Source organism: Metabacillus sp. KUDC1714, assembly GCF_014217835.1.
GTDB classification, from domain to species: domain Bacteria; phylum Bacillota; class Bacilli; order Bacillales; family Bacillaceae; genus Metabacillus; species Metabacillus rhizosphaerae.
Map to the genome: position 1 here is coordinate 4,201,343 of NZ_CP055263.1, position 17,861 is coordinate 4,219,203.

The following is a 17,861-nucleotide window of genomic DNA, read 5'->3' on the forward strand; positions in this document are numbered from 1 at the left end:
AATCAAGAAAATATTCAAAAAATAATTTTGTTACAAACATGTAAAACTAGATTCATTGTCATGTTGTTCTTCAACGAATAGAATAGAAAGTATTGATAGATAAGGAGGTGCCTTAGAATGAACAACAATGAATTATTTGTAAGTCTTGACATCGGTACATCCAGTGTTAAAGTAATTATTGGTGAAATGACGAATGATGCTTTAAACATTATAGGTGTAGGTAATGTAAAATCAGAAGGTTTAAGAAAAGGATCTATAGTTGATATAGATGAAACCGTTCATTCTATAAAAAAAGCGGTAGAGCAAGCTGAAAGAATGGTAGGAATCTCCTTAAAGAGAGTAGTTGTAGGAGTAACAGGGAATCATGTGCATTTGCAAGATTGCCATGGAGTCGTAGCGGTCTCAAGCGAAAATCGCGAAATATCTAATGAAGATGTAAGAAGAGTAATCGAGGCAGCTCAAGTAATTTCCATTCCTCCAGAACGAGAAATAATTGATGTAATCCCAAGACAATTTATTGTTGATGGATTAGATGAAATCAATGATCCTAGAGGAATGCTAGGTGTTCGTTTGGAAATGGAAGGCACAATTATTACAGGTTCTAAAACGATATTACATAATTTGTTACGATGTGTAGAACGCGCTGGCTTAGAAATTACTGATATTTGTTTACAACCACTAGCTGCTGGTTCTGTAGCGTTGTCTAAGGATGAGAAAAATCTTGGAGTAGCTCTTATTGACATCGGTGGTGGATCTACAACCATTTCTGTGTTTGAGCAAAATCACCTTTTTGCAACGATTGTTCTTCCAATTGGTGGAGAACATATTACAAAGGACTTATCAATCGGTCTTCGTACAACAACAGATGAAGCCGAACGAATTAAAGTTAAATATGGACACGCTTTTTACGATCATGCATCTGAAGATGAAGTGTTTGAAGCTACTATTATTGGATCAGATCAAAAGCGAGACTTTAATCAATTAGAAATAGCTGATATTATTGAAGCAAGACTTGAAGAGATATATGAGTTAATTCTATATGAATTAAAAAGACTAGGTGTAAGTGAGTTACCAGGTGGGTTTGTATTAACTGGTGGAACAGTTAGAATGTCTGGAGTCCTTGAATTAGGACAAGCTGTCCTTCAAAACAGTGTAAGAATAGCTAGTCCGGATTATATTGGAGTGAGAGAACCTCAATATATGACTGGTGTAGGCTTAATACAATTTGCACATAAAAATGCTAAAATTCAAGGGAGAAAGATTGGTTCTAACGTTTCAGTGAATGCTGTTGAAGTAGCAGCTGCAAAGGAACCATCACATCAACAACGTACAACACAAAAGCAACAGCCAGAAGATAAAAAAGTAAACAAAGTAAAGAAGTTCTTTGGCTACTTCTTTGAATAGTTCACATCAATTAGTTATTTGATGGATTAGGAGGATTTCGCATGTTGGAGTTTGATACAAATATTGACGGCTTAGCTACCATCAAGGTAATCGGTGTAGGTGGCGGTGGTAATAACGCTGTTAATCGAATGATAGAGCATGGTGTTCAAGGTGTTGAGTTTATTGCTGTCAACACTGATGCACAAGCTTTAAATTTATCTAAAGCAGAAATTAAAATGCAAATCGGTTCAAAGCTTACTCGTGGATTAGGAGCAGGTGCAAATCCAGAGGTTGGTAAAAAAGCTGCTGAAGAAAGTAGAGAGCAGGTTGAAGAAGCATTACGAGGCGCGGATATGGTATTCGTTACTGCTGGAATGGGCGGAGGAACAGGAACTGGTGCTGCACCTGTAATCGCTCAAATTGCAAAGGATTTAGGTGCGCTAACAGTTGGTGTTGTTACAAGACCATTTACATTTGAAGGTCGTAAACGTGCGATGCAAGCTGCGGGTGGAATTTCATCAATGAAGGAATCTGTTGATACACTTATTGTAATCCCTAATGACCGATTACTTGAGATCGTTGACAAAAATACACCAATGCTCGAAGCTTTCAGAGAAGCAGATAACGTATTACGTCAAGGTGTTCAAGGTATTTCAGACTTAATCGCAAAACCAGGACTTATTAATCTTGATTTCGCAGATGTCAAAACAATTATGTCTAATAGAGGTTCTGCACTAATGGGGATTGGTGTAGCTACTGGAGAAAGTCGTGCTACTGAGGCTGCTAAAAAGGCTATTTCAAGTCCATTACTTGAGACATCAATTGATGGTGCTCAAGGTGTTCTTATGAATATTACTGGTGGCAATAATTTAAGCTTATACGAGGTTCAAGAAGCAGCAGATATTGTTGCATCTGCTTCAGACCAGGAAGTTAATATGATCTTTGGATCTGTTATTAATGAAAACCTAAAGGATGAAATTATTGTAACCGTGATTGCAACTGGATTTGCAGAACAAGATGTTAACCCTTTAAAACAACAAACGCGTCAATTTGGTGGAGGGAGTAACACAGGTACAAACCCAGCGCCAAAACGTGAGATAAAGCGTGAAGAACCACTTCATGAAACAACATCTCGTAATAATGTTCAACAATCGGATGAAGCTTTAGATATTCCTACATTTTTAAGAAATCGTAACAAACGACGATAATCGATTATGAATAAAAAAAGAGTGCTAATTCAATGATGAATTGCACTCTTTTTTTATGTGATTTGCTAAGTTATCGAAAATGGCTGAATAATATAGTTTCCTTATTCTAAATTTAACTTTTTCTACTTTTGTCTCTGTTTATTCCTTACAAACGACTCGACAAAAATTCTAATAATCTATCAAAAATACTTACACTTTCTCGGCAGTAAGTGACAGACTTCATGGCTGTGACGATTTATACTAAATTCTAACAGGTCCTCTTATATGACCGAATCTAATTGGGCTTTTTGAAAGGATTAAAAGAATTGGTTTAATACTTAGTTTGGGTGTCTAATTATAGCGTCTCTCCCCTCGAGGTCATAAGCGTTATAATGTACGAGGCTAATCAAGAGAGCTTACGCTTTTATAACAGGGAAAGGAGTAACAGATGTCTATCTATTTAGACGTTATTTGGCTCTTAAACTTTTCCTTTGATTTGTTTCTGCTTTTATTAACAGCCATTGCATTGAAAAGGAAAATATTCAAACTACGAATACTTCTATCAGCTCTTTTAGGTTCAAGCATTGTCCTTATGATGTTTTCACCATTAGCTTTTATAGCTACACATCCAATAGGGAAAATGATCATTTCAATGATGATGGTTTTACTAGCATTTGGTTTTAAACGATTTCGTTACTTTTTTCAAAGCTTGCTAACCTTTTATTTTGTCACTTTTATGGTAGGTGGCGGCATGATAGGTGCACATTATTTTTTGCAGGCAGAAATGAGTTACTTGGATGGGGTTTTAATGACAAATTCAACTGGATTCGGACACCCAATAAGCTGGTTGTTTGTACTTATAGGTTTTCCAGTTGTATGGATCTTTTCAAGAAATCGCCTTGAAGGTTTAGAGGCAAAAAAAATCCATTTCGATCAATTGGTGACTGTTACGATAAGAGTGGAATCAACTCAGTTTACATTAAATGGGTTGGTTGATAGTGGGAATCAGCTTTTTGATCCGATAACAAGAAGTCCAGTAATGATTATTGATACTTTGAAGGCTCAGAACTACATACCAAAGCCTTTGGTAAATCAAGCCATCCAAGATGATGTAATGAAATCGATGAGTGAGAGTGGCAATGAAAGTCACCCTTGGGAACATCGAGTGAGAATAATTCCATATCGAGTTGTTGGGAGTGAGCATCAATTCTTATTAGGTTTTAAACCTGATGAAGTGTGGATAGAAACGAAAAACGAAAAAATTAAGGTACATAAAACGATTGTAGGGTTGAATCGAACAAAATTGTCCTCTGAAGATGAATATGAATGTATTGTCCATCCAAAGATGCTTCAAGGTCAATCTATCGAGCACGTATCTTAAAAGAACACTTTCTTCTATTTTACTCTGATTCTTTTATTTTAGAAGTTAAGAAATTATAAGTTTTTTTACTTTAGTTTGTGTCTAGTTCCACCACTATGAGCGAGACACTTCTGCATTTCTAATGTCTAGCACCAGTGCCTAGCCCTTCGAGTCATAAGCCACTCATGAATGGAAGGTAAGGAATACCTTCTATTCATGAGCGTCTTATGCTAGTCGGGGCTTAGTCTAGGCACTTCCGCATTTCTAAGAAGGGGGAGGAAAATGAAAAAGTTAAAATTACACATTACTTACCTATGGTATAAGCTATTAATCAAGCTAGGACTCAAATCAGATGAGGTTTATTACATCGGTGGCAGCGAAGCCTTACCACCACCTCTCTCAAAGGATGAAGAGGAAGTACTTTTACAAAAGCTGCCTACAGGTGATCAGGCAGCTAGAGCGATTCTGATTGAAAGAAACTTACGCCTAGTTGTGTATATTGCTCGTAAATTTGAAAATACGGGTATTAATATCGAGGATTTAATTAGTATTGGAACAATTGGCTTAATAAAGGCTGTAAATACGTTTAATCCGGAAAAGAAAATCAAGCTTGCTACGTATGCTTCTAGGTGTATCGAAAATGAAATTCTCATGTATTTACGAAGAAATAATAAATTGCGATCAGAGGTTTCTTTTGATGAACCTTTGAATATCGATTGGGATGGAAATGAATTACTTTTATCAGATGTATTAGGAACTGAAGATGACATTATTACAAAGGACCTTGAAGCAAATGTCGATCGTAAATTATTAATGAAAGCTCTTCAACAACTTAATGATCGAGAAAAACAAATTATGGAACTTCGCTTTGGATTGCAGGGTGGTGAAGAAAAGACACAGAAAGATGTTGCTGACATGCTTGGCATCTCACAATCGTATATTTCAAGGTTAGAAAAACGGATAATAAAAAGATTACAAAAGGAATTTAATAAAATGGTTTAAAAAAAAATTTTAACCTAACTTTTCCTTATTGTATCAATTAAAATTCGCATTTCTATCCTTCCTAACTCGAATAGCTTGTGCATATTTTTTCCTCTCGAGGAGATACTTAACACTGTACAGCAACTCCTGTTAGGAGGGAAAGAAGTGACAAGAAATAAAGTCGAAATTTGTGGAGTAGATACCTCAAAGCTTCCAGTCCTTAAGAACGAGAAAATGAGAGAGCTATTTAAGCAAATGCAAAGCGGAGACTTATCAGCAAGAGAAGAGCTGGTGAATGGCAACTTAAGATTGGTACTCAGTGTAATCCAGCGATTTAACAACAGAGGAGAATTTGTTGACGATTTGTTTCAAGTTGGCTGTATTGGATTAATGAAATCAATCGATAATTTTGACTTAGGCCAGAATGTCAAATTTTCAACATATGCTGTACCAATGATCATCGGAGAAATTCGTAGATATTTAAGGGACAACAATCCAATTCGTGTCTCCCGTTCACTTCGTGATATCGCTTATAAGGCTCTTCAGGTTAGAGAAAGACTTATGAGTGAGACATCAAGAGAACCAACTGCTGAGGAAATCTCAAAGGTGCTAGAGGTTCCACATGAAGAAATTGTTTTTGCGCTTGATGCCATTCAAGATCCCGTTTCATTATTTGAACCTATCTATAATGATGGGGGAGATCCAATCTTTGTGATGGACCAGCTAAGTGATGAAAAAAATCGTGATATTCAATGGATTGAAGAATTAGCTTTAAAAGAAGGAATGAGACGACTTAATAGTCGTGAAAAGCTAATTCTTAGAAAACGATTTTTTCAAGGAAAAACACAAATGGAAGTTGCCGAAGAAATCGGAATTTCTCAAGCTCAAGTTTCTAGGTTAGAAAAGGCTGCTATTAAACAAATGAATAAAAATATTCAAAACTAAGACTGCTCCTTGTGAGTGGTCTTTTTTAAGTGTGCCCAGCATGGGTGCAGTCTATAGGGTGAAAGTCCCGAACTGTGAAGGCAGAAGTAGCAGTAGCTTAACGCAAGGGTGTCTGTGGTGACGCAGAATCTGAAGGAAGCGAGCGGCAAACCTCCGGTCTGAGGAACACGAACTTCATATAAGGCTAGATACCATTGGATGAGTTTGCTTAACAAAACAAAGTCCTTTCTGCCGAAGGTGGTATAGAGTAAATGAAGCAGATAGATGGAGTGAAAGACTGTACTCTTACCTGGGGAGGTCTGACTGATAAGCCAAGCACTCTTGGTAACCTATCTAGTGATAGATAGCTGAACAGTCAGAAGTCAGCAGAGGTCATAGTACCTTTCAAACTCGAGAATGAAAGGGAAGGACTGAACAAGTTAGGAAGGATGAGAACTAGGCGTTCATAAGTAGTGTAGAAGCAGACAATCTCTTACGAGACTTACTTGAAGGAAGAAGTGGTGAATACACAGGGGACTTCAAGAGGGTGGAGCTACTAATGGCACAAATAGAACATCTCATTCACGTAGAGAGGATATATCTTAATGTTAATGGAACGAATTCTATCACGAGAAAACTTACTGAACGCTCTTAAACGAGTGGAACGTAACGGAGGCAGTCACGGTGTAGACAAGATGTCGACCCAATACCTGCGTTCGTATATTGTCTAGCACTGGGACGAATTGAGAAAGTCTCTCCAACAGGGAACCTATGAACCTCAACCCGTTCGTCGTGTCGAAATCCCGAAACCAAACGGCGGAGTTAGATTACTAGGAATCCCTACCGTGATAGACCGTTTCATTCAACAAGCGATTACTCAAACATTAACCCCAATTTATGACCCAACATTTTCTGAAAACAGTTATGGGTTTCGTCCACAAAGGCGAGGGCATGACGCTGTACGGAAAGCGAAAAGATACATCGAAGATGGTTATAGGTGGGTAGTCGACATAGACTTAGAGAAATTCTTCGATAAAGTGAACCATGACAAACTCATGGGGCTACTGTCAAAGCGTATTGACGATAAAGTTCTACTAAATCTTGTTCGAAAATATCTCAATGTCGGGATTATGATGGGTGGCGTGGTCTCACAAAATACAGAGGGAACTCCACAAGGAGGTCCGCTAAGTCCACTACTTTCAAATATCATTCTAGATTTGTTAGATAAAGAATTAGAGAATAGAGGGCATAAATTCGTGAGGTATGCGGATGATTGTAATATTTACGTGAAATCTAAGAAAGCTGGCTTACGAACAATGGCGGGTGTAACGTCTTTCATTGAAAAGAAGCTTAGTTTAAAGGTAAATCGTGAGAAATCAGCCGTAGATCGACCATGGAACCGAAAATTCTTAGGCTTTAGTTTTACTAACAGAAAAGAGCCGAAAATACGTATATCCAAACAAAGTATCAAGAGATTTAAACAGAAGGTTAGGGAAATAACGTCAAGAAAATCACCGATACCAATGGATGTAAGAATAAAGAAATTAAATCAGTATTTAGTGGGTTGGTGTGGGTATTACGCATTGGCAGATACTCCAAGTATCTTTAAAGGTTTGGAAAGTTGGATTCGAAGAAGACTGAGATTGTGTTACTGGAAACAGTGGAAACTTCCTAAAACAAGGATAAGGAAACTTATAGGACTAGGAATTGATAAACACAAAGCATATGAATGGGGAAATAGCAGAAAGGGCTACTGGCGAATAACCAGTAGTCCAATCCTTCACCGTGCCCTCAATAACTCTTTCTGGAGAAAAGAGGGTCTCAAAAGTCTATCTGAACGATACGAAACTTTACGTCACACTTAATTTGAACCGCCGTATACCGAACGGTACGTACGGTGGTGTGAGAGGTCGGGGGTTAGTCACCCCCTCCTACTCGATTAGCGTAAATTATAAAATTTTTAAACTGTGTATAAGCGCACGACATCCAGCTCCAGCGCCTAGCCCCTCTAGGGTCTAGCTAATTTAGAATTGAAGGCAAAGAACGCCTTCTATTCTAAATCATCTTATTTTCCTGAGGCTGATCAAGGCGCTTGCGCTTTTGTACTTACATCCAAATAAAAATTTTTGGATTCATTTGAATAGTTTATACTTCCTTAAACATAGATATGTAATAGGTGACGTTTTTGGGTATAAGGTAAAGGAGGCAGACTGATGTATATATCTGAATTTCAAACTAAGGATGTTGTAAACGTTTCTGACGGTAAAAAGCTAGGGAATATAGGTGACTTTGATATAAATGTGACTACAGGAAAAATACAAGCAATCATTATTAATGGTCATGGAAAAATGTTAGGTTTTTTCGGAAAAGACGAGGAATTCGTCATTCCATGGCGAAATATAGTGAAGATAGGTGAAGATGTCATTCTTGTTAGAATGAATCGACAAATTGAGAGTTCTGATGAATAATTTGTCAATCATGCTAAACGTAATGGGTAAGATGTGGTAAAATAAGTGCGAAAGATCGTTTTTTAATGTCGAAAACAAAGGGTTGAATATTAAATGACAGCAGAACCATTTCAACAAATAGACACATCCTTTTTAACACTGTCACAATGGGAAAAACTTATAGATGGTCTAACTGTTGGATTCTCAACAAAAACGGGTGGAATTAGCAGTGGGTCATTCTCCACTCTAAACCTTGGCCTTCATGTAAATGATCATCAAGAAACAGTTGTAAAAAATAGAGGGATTTTAGCTGCAAAAACTTCCTTTCCGATAAACAACTGGGTATTTGCTGAACAAACTCATTCTACACATATTGAAAAAGTATCAAAACTTGATTGTGGTAGAGGTTTAACAGCTTATGATGATGGTCTTTCAAATTGTGATGGATTCTATACAAATGAAGTAGGCGTTATGCTGTCATTATGTTTTGCAGATTGTGTCCCTCTTTTTTTTATTGCTCCCGAAAAGTCATTAATAGGTGTTGCACATGCTGGCTGGAAAGGAACAGTAAATGATATAGGGGGCTTGATGATTAGTAGATGGATTCATGATGAGGGCGTTAATCCTAAAGAAATTCGAGTAGCGATAGGGCCCTCAATAGGAGCATGCTGCTACACTGTAGATTACCGGGTAATTTCAGCAATTAATAAAAATATTGTTGAGAAATATCCATTACCTTATACCTTGGTATCTGAAGGTCAATATAAATTAGATTTAAAACAGCTTAACAAATACTTACTACTTGAATCTGGAGTAAAAGAAGAAAACATAACGGTTTCACAGCAATGTACAAGCTGTGAAGAAGATGTGTTTTTCTCCCATCGTCGAGATAAAGGAAAAACAGGTCGAATGTTAAGCTTTATTGGAATAAATTAAGGAGGATTAACTCTTGAAATGAACGTGCAGGACAATTATCAAACCATTAGAAGAAATATTGACAGCATATGTGAACGTACTGGACGAAATCCGAAAGAGATTAAAGTGATTGCTGTAACAAAATATGTGAGTGTAGAGCGAGCAAAAGCGGCAATTGATGCTGGTGTTTATCATTTAGGTGAAAACCGTGAAGAAGGACTTCATCACAAATATGAAGAGATAGAAAACAAGGCTATATGGCATTTTATTGGTTCTCTCCAAACTAGAAAAGTGAAAAATATCATCGACAAGGTAGAATACATACATTCATTAGACCGTCTTTCTCTTGCTAAGGAAATTGATAAACGTGCCCAAAAGCCCATGAAGTGCTTTGTACAAGTAAATGTATCTGGAGAAGAATCAAAGCATGGTTGTTCTCCAGAAGATGTCATAAGATTTGTAACAGAGCTTGAGTCCTTAAATAATATACAAATTGTAGGATTAATGACAATGGCGCCATTTACTGACGATAGACAACTTATTAGGACATGCTTTAAACAATTAAAAAATCTCCAATTAGAAGTACAAGCTTTACAACTCCCTTTTGCACCTTGTCATGAACTATCAATGGGGATGTCAAACGATTTTGAACTGGCGATTGAAGAGGGAGCTACCTTTATTCGCATAGGTACTTCACTCGTTGGAAATGAAAACGGAGGTGTTTAATGTGTCGATTAAAAATAGATTTAAGAGTTTTTTTGCATTAGATGATGAAGAGTATGAATATGTAGAAAATGAAGATCAGCAAAACGAATATGAAGAACAGCAACAGATCGCACATAAACCGCAATCACAAACACAAAAGCAAAATGTTGTTAGTTTGCAAAGTCTTCAAAAGTCCTCTAAAGTTATTTTATGTGAACCAAGAGTGTATGCGGAAGCACAAGAAATTGCAGATCAACTAAAAAATCGCCGAGCTGTTGTAGTGAATCTTCAAAGTATTCAACGAGATCAGGCAAAACGAATTGTTGATTTTCTTAGTGGAACCGTCTATGCTATCGGTGGTGATATTCAACGAATTGGTATGAATATCTTTTTATGTACACCTGATAATGTAGATGTATCAGGATCTATTTCAGAGTTAGTATCAGAAGAAGAACATCAAAGGTGGTAATCACAAGATGAATATATTATTTAATTTAATTGTTACATTGTTAACGTTTTATTCGTATGCGATTATTGTGTACATTTTATTGTCCTGGTTCCCAGGTGCGAAAGAATCTGGTTTTGGACAATTTTTAGCTAAAATATGTGATCCATATTTAGAACCCTTTCGCAAGATAATACCACCATTAGGAATGATTGATATCTCTCCAATCGTAGCAATTTTGGCTTTGAGATTTGCACAGTCTGGCGTGGCTGCACTTTTTAGAATGATTGGCTAAGGGACTTTTTGGTCCCTCTTTTTTCATACATAACATAATACATATTTTAACCATGCAATATAGTGTAACTGGAGTTGTAACCTATGGATCAAATATATCAACATTTTCGTGGTGAAGAACGACATTTTATCGATCAGGTTCTAGAATGGAAGGAAACCGTGCAAAATCAATATAGTCCAAAGCTATCAGATTTTTTAGATCCTCGAGAACAAGAAATTGTAGCTTCAGTAATTGGTGAAAATTCAGATGTAAAGGTTTCTTTTTTAGGTGGTGTAGAAGTCACTGAACGAAAAAGAGCTTTAATATACCCGGACTATTTTCTGCCAGAACAAGAGGATTTTAAGTTAACTCTTTTTGAAATACAATATGCTAGCAAATTTATCAATCTTCAGCATCGTCAGGTTCTAGGATCGCTTATGAGTCTGGGACTAAAACGTTCAAAATTTGGTGATATTCGTATTAATCAAGACATTGTGCAGCTAGTATGTGCAAGTGAGATTGCAGAATATTTAAAAGCTAACTTCCAAGAAATTGGTCGAGCTAAAATTAGTTTGAAGGAAATATGTTTGAACAAATTAATCCCCCAAATAGAAGAGATGCAAGAGCTAATTATGACGGTATCATCACTGCGACTTGATGTTGTATGCTCAGGGGTTTATAACATTTCACGGCAAAAAATCCAGCCACTTATTACAAATGGACTTGTTAAAGTAAATTGGAAAACGGTTGATTCCGTATCATTTGAATGTCGCGATGGAGATACACTCTCCGTACGTGGATATGGTCGCAGTGAAATAACAGCTGTTGAAGGGAAAACGAAAAAAGACAAGTGGAGATTAATTGTTAATAAACAAAAATAATAAGTTTACATGACCTTATCCTTATAAAAGTAAAATATTTTTGCCTAAATAACAGGATTTTCAACAAACCTGTCGAATTATGATTTATAATGTTGACAAGGATTAACTATTTAACTACATATTGGAGGTGGCATCCGTGCCTTTAACACCGTTAGATATCCATAATAAGGAGTTTAATAAAGGATTTCGTGGATATGATGAAGACGAAGTAAATGAATTTTTAGATCAAGTAATAAAAGATTATGAAATGATCATCCGCGAAAAGAAAGAGCTTGAATCACGCGTTATAGAACTAACTGAAAAATTAGGTCACTTTACAAATATTGAAGAGACATTGAATAAATCAATTATCATAGCTCAAGAAGCAGGAGAAGACGTTAAGAGAAATGCCCAGAAAGAATCAAAGCTAATAATTAAAGAGGCTGAGAAAAATGCGGATCGTATAATTAATGAATCATTATCGAAGTCTCGGAAAATTGCAATGGAAATTGAAGAGCTTAAAAAGCAATCAAAAGTATTTAGAACGCGATTCCAGATGTTAATTGAAGCACAACTTGATCTATTGAAAAATGATGATTGGGATCATTTATTAGAGTATGAAGTAGAACCAATTTTTGGTGAAGCAGAAGAAACTAAAAGCTAAACTTGACTTTTTCATTTTTTTTCGCATATAATACGAAAACATAGAGGTTTTTCTTATCGTTTAAGAAATAATAAAATTCTTGAACTTAGGATAAGCGCACGACATCCAGCTCCAGCGCCTAGCCCCTCGAGGTCATAAGCTAATTTAGAATTGAAGGCAAAGAACGCCTTCTATCCTAAATCATCTTATGCTTGTCGGGGCTGATCAAGGCGCTTGCGCTTTTGTTCATTAACAACCTTATAGTAAAACGGTGAAAGGGATAGTAATCCTTTACAATTCTTATATAGCGAATCGAGGATGGTGTAAGCTCGACATAAGGAAAAAGGATGAAGATCACCCTAGAGTTCCATGCTGAACATATTTGTAAGTAAGCACAGGCGAATCATTCTCGTTACGAATGCTTGAGTGGATTAGTTTTAATGAATTAATCTAATAGGGTGGTACCGCGAGATAAACCTTCTCGTCCCTTGTGGGATGAGAGGGTTTTTTGTGTTTTCTAAAGAAAGTTGTACCACAAAACAGGTAATTGGGAAATTGTCAGATTCTTGTTAGTCTCTCTTCGACCTTTCACAAAAAAATAAAATTCATCCTGAAGTGAAGACACTATTACAAGGCAGCAAACTTTTTCGGAAAAAATTAACTATTAAAAGCTGGAGGAATGAAAATGGATTATAAAGATACCTTGTTAATGCCAAAGACGGAATTTCCAATGCGTGGAAACCTTCCAAACAGAGAACCACTAATGCAAGAAAAATGGGAGCAAATGAATATTTACAATAAAGTACAAGAACGAACGAAAGATCGACCACTGTTCATTTTGCATGATGGTCCTCCTTACGCAAATGGTGATATTCATATGGGGCATGCACTTAATAAAATTTTAAAGGATTTTATTGTTCGTTATAAATCAATGACAGGCTTCTGTGCTCCATATGTTCCAGGTTGGGACACTCATGGATTACCAATTGAAACTGCATTGACTAAAAATAAAAAAGTAAAAAGAAAAGAAATGTCGGTCGCTGAGTTCCGTAAGCTATGTGAAGAGTATGCTTGGGAACAAATTAATGGGCAACGTGAACAGTTTAAACGTCTTGGTGTACGTGGTGATTGGGATAACCCATATGTTACGTTAAAGCCTGAGTATGAAGCTCAGCAAATCAAAGTATTCGGTGAGATGGCTAAAAAAGGTTATATTTACAAAGGCCTTAAACCAGTTTATTGGTCACCTTCAAGTGAATCTGCTCTAGCGGAAGCTGAGATCGAATATGCCGATAAACGCTCTCCATCAATTTATGTGGCATTCCCAGTTCAAGATGGGAAAGGTGTTTTAACAAATGATGAAAAAATCATCATCTGGACGACAACACCATGGACAATTCCAGCAAATTTAGGTATTTCCGTCCACCCAGAATTAGATTATAGTGTTGTAGCTGTAGATGGTGAAAAATTCGTTGTTGCTTCAGCCCTAGTTGAATCTGTGGCAAACACTATTGGATGGGAAAATTATGAGGTTGATCGTACAATTAAAGGTGCAGCGCTTGATCGTGTGATTGCTAAACATCCTATTTATGATCGCGAGTCTCTTGTCATGCTTGGAGAACACGTAACGAGTGATGGTGGTACTGGCTGTGTTCATACTGCACCAGGTCATGGGGAAGATGACTTTATTATTGGTAGTCAATACGGTTTAGATGTTTTATGTCCTGTTGATGAAAAAGGATATATGACAAAAGAGGCTGAAGGCTTCGAAGGATTATTCTATGACGAAGCAAACAAACCAATTACTGAAAAGTTAAAAGAGACTGGTTCATTATTAAAGCTGCAATTCATTACCCACTCATACCCACATGATTGGAGAACAAAAAAACCAACGATCTTCCGTGCAACTGCTCAATGGTTTGCATCAATTAAAGATTTCCGTGATGATCTATTAAAGGCTGTTAATGAAACAAAATGGGTTCCAGCATGGGGAGAAACTAGACTTTATAATATGGTACGTGATCGTGGAGACTGGTGTATTTCACGTCAACGTGCATGGGGAGTACCAATTCCAGTATTTTATGCTGAAAATGGTGAACCAATTATTACTGATGAAACAATTGAACATGTATCAAACCTTTTCCGTGATAAAGGATCAAATATTTGGTTTGAACTTGAAGCAAAAGATCTCCTGCCAGTGGGCTTTACACATGAAGGAAGTCCAAATGGTACATTCACTAAAGAAAATGATATTATGGATGTTTGGTTTGATTCAGGTTCATCACATCAAGCAGTTCTTTTAGAAAGAGATGACCTTCAAAGACCAGCTGATTTATACCTTGAAGGATCTGACCAATATCGTGGTTGGTTTAACTCTTCTTTATCAACAGCTGTTGCTGTAACTGGTAAAGCACCATATAAAGGCGTATTAAGCCATGGTTTTGCGCTTGATGGTGAAGGACGAAAGATGAGTAAATCACTTGGAAATACGGTATTACCTTCAAAAGTAATGAAACAACTAGGTGGAGATATTTTACGATTATGGGTAGCATCAGTTGATTATCAAGCAGATGTAAGAGTATCTGATGCGATCTTAAAACAAGTTGCAGAGGTTTATCGTAAGATCCGTAATACTTTCCGTTTCTTACTTGGTAATTTAGCAGACTTTGATCCGGCTACAGATAAAGTCAGCCTAGAAAATCTCCGTGATGTCGACCGTTATATGCTTGTGAAGTTAAATAAGCTAACAAAGCGTGTAAAAGACTCATATGACCAGTATGAATTCGCTGCAATCTATCATGCAGTTCATAATTTCTGTACAATTGAATTAAGTTCATTCTACTTAGATTTTGCTAAGGATGTACTTTATATTGAATCAAAAGAAAACCAAGAACGTCGTGCTATTCAAACTGTGCTTTATGAAACACTGTTGTCTCTTGTTAAATTAGTCACACCTATTCTTCCACATACAGCTGATGAAGTTTGGGAGCATATTGACTCAGTAACAGAAGAAAGTGTTCAATTAGTTGATATGCCAGAGGTTAAAAGCTATCCACAAGCTGAAAAGCTGGAGAAAAAGTGGGATGCATTTATGGCATTACGTGATGATGTCTTAAAGGCATTAGAGGTAGCTCGTAATGAAAAAGTAATTGGGAAGTCATTAACTGCGAGTATTTCACTTTATCCTAATGCTGAAGCAAAAGAATTGCTTGAATCTGTAGAAGAAGACTTAAAACAATTATTTATTGTTTCAGGTTTTGAAATTGCTGGTGCGTATGAAGAAGCACCAGAAAATGCAGAAGGCTTCGATTCAGTGAAAATTGTCATCACACAAGCTGAAGGTGAAACATGTGACCGTTGTTGGATTGTAACACCAGAAGTAGGCCAGGTTTCAGAACACCCAACCCTTTGCCCACGTTGTGCAGGGATTGTGAAAGAACATTATTAAGTATTAACTAGTTTTGACCGAGGGTCAGACCCCTTCAGAGCGTAGTGCTAAGTATTTTAGTCTACACTTTATAGGGGTCTGACCCTGTCTGTTTAACAAGCCCATTTTTAATCAAAAATGTTTAAACAATAAAAACAAAGGGTAAAAAATACCCATTCACCAAAATTATTCGAAATTTTTTTAGCATGCATTTCAATCACAGGAAAATTCTTAATAGGGTGAGCATGGATTTCTCGGGATAAACTATAGATACATCATGAGAAGGATAAGGAGTTGTCCATCTTGAATCAATTTTTTGGGATCCGTTATGAATTGCAAGTGATGAGAGAAGAACTGCGAACTAGGTTGTTTGATCACAGTTTGTTTGAAATGACTTGTGATGATCATCAAGGAAAAGATACTACTTTGATGCATCATATTAAAGAGGAACTTCAAGATGTAGAACGTGCCTTAATGAAATTTGATAAAGGTATTTACGGATATTGCGAAGAAACAGGTGAAGAAATTCCTTTTGAGAAATTAAGGATACTCCCAACAGCTAGGACAAAATATGATTTTTATTTCCAGGAATTATTTGAACGTAAGTCTCTCCCACAATACGATTATACACATGAAGAAACATATATTACTGGTAGTGATTTTTAAGTCACTGTCGACGTTGGGGCTCAAATTTTCTCTGTAAGAGGAGTAGGTTTGGGCTTTTACTTTTGATAAAAAAATAGTAGCAACAAGCTAGCACTATCCAAGTAGTGCTTAAAACCTCAATATATGATACAATTCATAAGGATAAATGTCACATTTAGCAAAAAAGGAAAGAGGAGAGTTGAGGAATTCGTGTTCTATTACATAATTGCAGCAATAATAATTTTGATTGATCAAGTAACGAAATGGTTTATTGTCAAAAATATGCAGCTTGGAGAGAACATAACCGTAATCGAAAATTTTTTATATATTACATCCCATCGAAATCGGGGAGCAGCATGGGGAATTTTACAAGGACAAATGTGGTTTTTTTATATCATCACAACAATAGTGATTGTTGGTATCATCTATTATATAAAAAAACATACAAAGGAAAATAAGGTAATGGGAATAGCGCTTGGTTTAATGCTAGGTGGAGCAATTGGTAATTTCATTGACCGTTTATTCCGTAAAGAAGTTGTCGATTTTATAAATACATATATCTTTTCATATGACTTCCCAATCTTTAATGTTGCCGATTCTGCATTATGTGTGGGTGTTGTATTGTTATTTATTCATATGTTGTTTTTTGAAGGGAAACAAGAGAAGGAGCAAGCATAAATGGACATCATTGAATTACAAGTTAGTGAAGAGCATAAACATGAACGGATTGATAAATTCTTGTCAACATACAATGACGAGTGGTCGCGTTCTCAAGTTCAACTCTGGATAAAAGATGGTTCAGTTAAAGTAAATGATAAGGAAATAAAAACGAATTATAAATGTCAACTTGCTGATAAAATCGTCGTATCAATCCCAGAACCTGAACCATTAGACGTTATTGCTGAGGATATGGACCTCGATATTTATTATGAAGATCAAGATGTACTCGTTGTAAATAAGCCTAAAGGGATGGTTGTTCATCCAGCACCTGGTCATTTAAGTGGGACACTTGTAAATGGGTTAATGGCTCATTGTCAGGATCTTTCTGGTATAAATGGTGTACTTAGACCAGGAATCGTACATCGAATTGACAAGGACACCTCTGGTTTGTTAATGGTTGCAAAAAATGATATGGCACATGAATCATTGGTTGCGCAATTGGTTGAGAAGTCTGTAACAAGAAGATATAAAGCAATCGTTCATGGGAGTATTCCGCATGACCATGGAACAATCAATGCTCCAATTGGTCGTGATAAGGTTGATCGTCAAAGTATGACTGTTACAAATGTGAGCAGTAAAGATGCTGTAACACATTTTCATGTAATTGAGCGCTTTGAGAACTTTACCTTTGTAGAATGTCAGCTTGAAACGGGAAGAACCCATCAAATCCGTGTTCATATGAAATATATAGGCTATCCATTAGTTGGAGATCCGAAATATGGTCCGAAAAAGACGTTGCCTATTAATGGACAGGCACTTCATGCCGGTGTGTTAGGCTTTGAACACCCGCGCACTAAAGAATACCTTGAATTTGAAGCACCTTTACCAGATGAATTTGAGCAAGTTTTAGATCAAATAAAAAATAATCGTTGACACATTTCTACATGTTTGGCATAATAGTTTTAACTTAATAAGAACCTTTAACACAGTCCCGTGAGGCTGAGA

The 17,861-nt window shown here is 36.6% G+C and carries 16 protein-coding genes, 1 pseudogene and 1 other annotated feature; all 17 genes and pseudogenes read left to right on the top strand.

Translation table 11 applies throughout. The annotated features are described in order from the left end of the window. The first annotated feature begins 117 nt into the window (after window positions 1-117). Complete coding sequence (gene ftsA, locus HUW50_RS19315; protein ID WP_066335852.1) at window positions 118-1,404, top strand: cell division protein FtsA; 1,287 nt, start codon at window positions 118-120, stop codon at window positions 1,402-1,404. A gap of 41 nt (window positions 1,405-1,445) precedes the next feature. Continuing rightward, entirely contained in the window at window positions 1,446-2,591 is a 1,146-nt protein-coding gene (ftsZ, locus tag HUW50_RS19320) for a cell division protein FtsZ (RefSeq protein WP_066335849.1), read from the top strand. Between the two features lie 427 nt (window positions 2,592-3,018). Then, window positions 3,019-3,951, top strand: coding sequence for a sigma-E processing peptidase SpoIIGA (spoIIGA, locus tag HUW50_RS19325; RefSeq protein ID WP_066335843.1), 933 nt, complete (start codon window positions 3,019-3,021; stop codon window positions 3,949-3,951). A 261-nt stretch (window positions 3,952-4,212) separates the two neighbouring features. Beyond that, window positions 4,213-4,932 carry an RNA polymerase sporulation sigma factor SigE gene (gene sigE / locus HUW50_RS19330; RefSeq protein ID WP_066335840.1) on the top strand — a complete coding sequence of 240 codons (720 nt, stop codon included), beginning with the start codon at window positions 4,213-4,215 and terminating at the stop codon, window positions 4,930-4,932. 102 nt (window positions 4,933-5,034) lie between these two features. Next, window positions 5,035-5,856 (top strand): RNA polymerase sporulation sigma factor SigG, encoded by an 822-nt coding sequence (gene sigG / locus HUW50_RS19335; protein ID WP_185654080.1) that lies wholly within the window; start codon window positions 5,035-5,037, stop codon window positions 5,854-5,856. Window positions 5,857-6,446: 590 nt separating this feature from the next. Beyond that, window positions 6,447-7,700: pseudogene (gene ltrA, locus HUW50_RS19345) on the top strand (group II intron reverse transcriptase/maturase). 345 nt (window positions 7,701-8,045) lie between these two features. Then, entirely contained in the window at window positions 8,046-8,303 is a 258-nt protein-coding gene (locus HUW50_RS19350) for a YlmC/YmxH family sporulation protein (protein WP_066337972.1), read from the top strand. Window positions 8,304-8,396: 93 nt separating this feature from the next. After that, complete coding sequence (gene pgeF / locus HUW50_RS19355) at window positions 8,397-9,218, top strand: peptidoglycan editing factor PgeF (RefSeq protein ID WP_066337968.1); 822 nt, start codon at window positions 8,397-8,399, stop codon at window positions 9,216-9,218. A gap of 18 nt (window positions 9,219-9,236) precedes the next feature. Then, on the top strand, window positions 9,237-9,923 hold the full coding sequence (locus HUW50_RS19360; RefSeq protein ID WP_185653123.1) for a YggS family pyridoxal phosphate-dependent enzyme: 687 nt from the start codon (window positions 9,237-9,239) through the stop codon (window positions 9,921-9,923). A gap of 1 nt (window position 9,924) precedes the next feature. Continuing rightward, entirely contained in the window at window positions 9,925-10,371 is a 447-nt protein-coding gene (locus HUW50_RS19365; RefSeq protein WP_066337961.1) for a cell division protein SepF, read from the top strand. Between the two features lie 7 nt (window positions 10,372-10,378). Continuing rightward, the gene (locus HUW50_RS19370; RefSeq protein WP_066337959.1) at window positions 10,379-10,642 is read left to right on the top strand and encodes a YggT family protein; all 264 of its coding nucleotides are present in this window, start codon (window positions 10,379-10,381) and stop codon (window positions 10,640-10,642) included. 83 nt (window positions 10,643-10,725) lie between these two features. Further along, a complete protein-coding gene (locus tag HUW50_RS19375) occupies window positions 10,726-11,502 on the top strand; it encodes a YlmH family RNA-binding protein (RefSeq protein WP_185653124.1) in 777 nt (258 codons plus the stop codon). Window positions 11,503-11,638: 136 nt separating this feature from the next. Beyond that, window positions 11,639-12,145: a DivIVA domain-containing protein gene (locus HUW50_RS19380; protein WP_066337955.1), complete on the top strand. Its 507-nt coding sequence runs from the start codon at window positions 11,639-11,641 to the stop codon at window positions 12,143-12,145. 241 nt (window positions 12,146-12,386) lie between these two features. Continuing rightward, window positions 12,387-12,616 (top strand) — a binding site (T-box leader). Window positions 12,617-12,809: 193 nt separating this feature from the next. Further along, on the top strand, window positions 12,810-15,572 hold the full coding sequence (gene ileS / locus HUW50_RS19385; RefSeq protein WP_066337951.1) for an isoleucine--tRNA ligase: 2,763 nt from the start codon (window positions 12,810-12,812) through the stop codon (window positions 15,570-15,572). 282 nt (window positions 15,573-15,854) lie between these two features. Then, a complete protein-coding gene (locus HUW50_RS19390) occupies window positions 15,855-16,217 on the top strand; it encodes a TraR/DksA family transcriptional regulator (protein WP_396652550.1) in 363 nt (120 codons plus the stop codon). A gap of 189 nt (window positions 16,218-16,406) precedes the next feature. Then, on the top strand, window positions 16,407-16,874 hold the full coding sequence (gene lspA, locus HUW50_RS19395; protein ID WP_066337949.1) for a signal peptidase II: 468 nt from the start codon (window positions 16,407-16,409) through the stop codon (window positions 16,872-16,874). Further along, the gene (locus HUW50_RS19400; protein WP_066337946.1) at window positions 16,875-17,789 is read left to right on the top strand and encodes an RluA family pseudouridine synthase; all 915 of its coding nucleotides are present in this window, start codon (window positions 16,875-16,877) and stop codon (window positions 17,787-17,789) included. It abuts the gene before it with no gap. Window positions 17,790-17,861 lie beyond the last annotated feature (72 nt).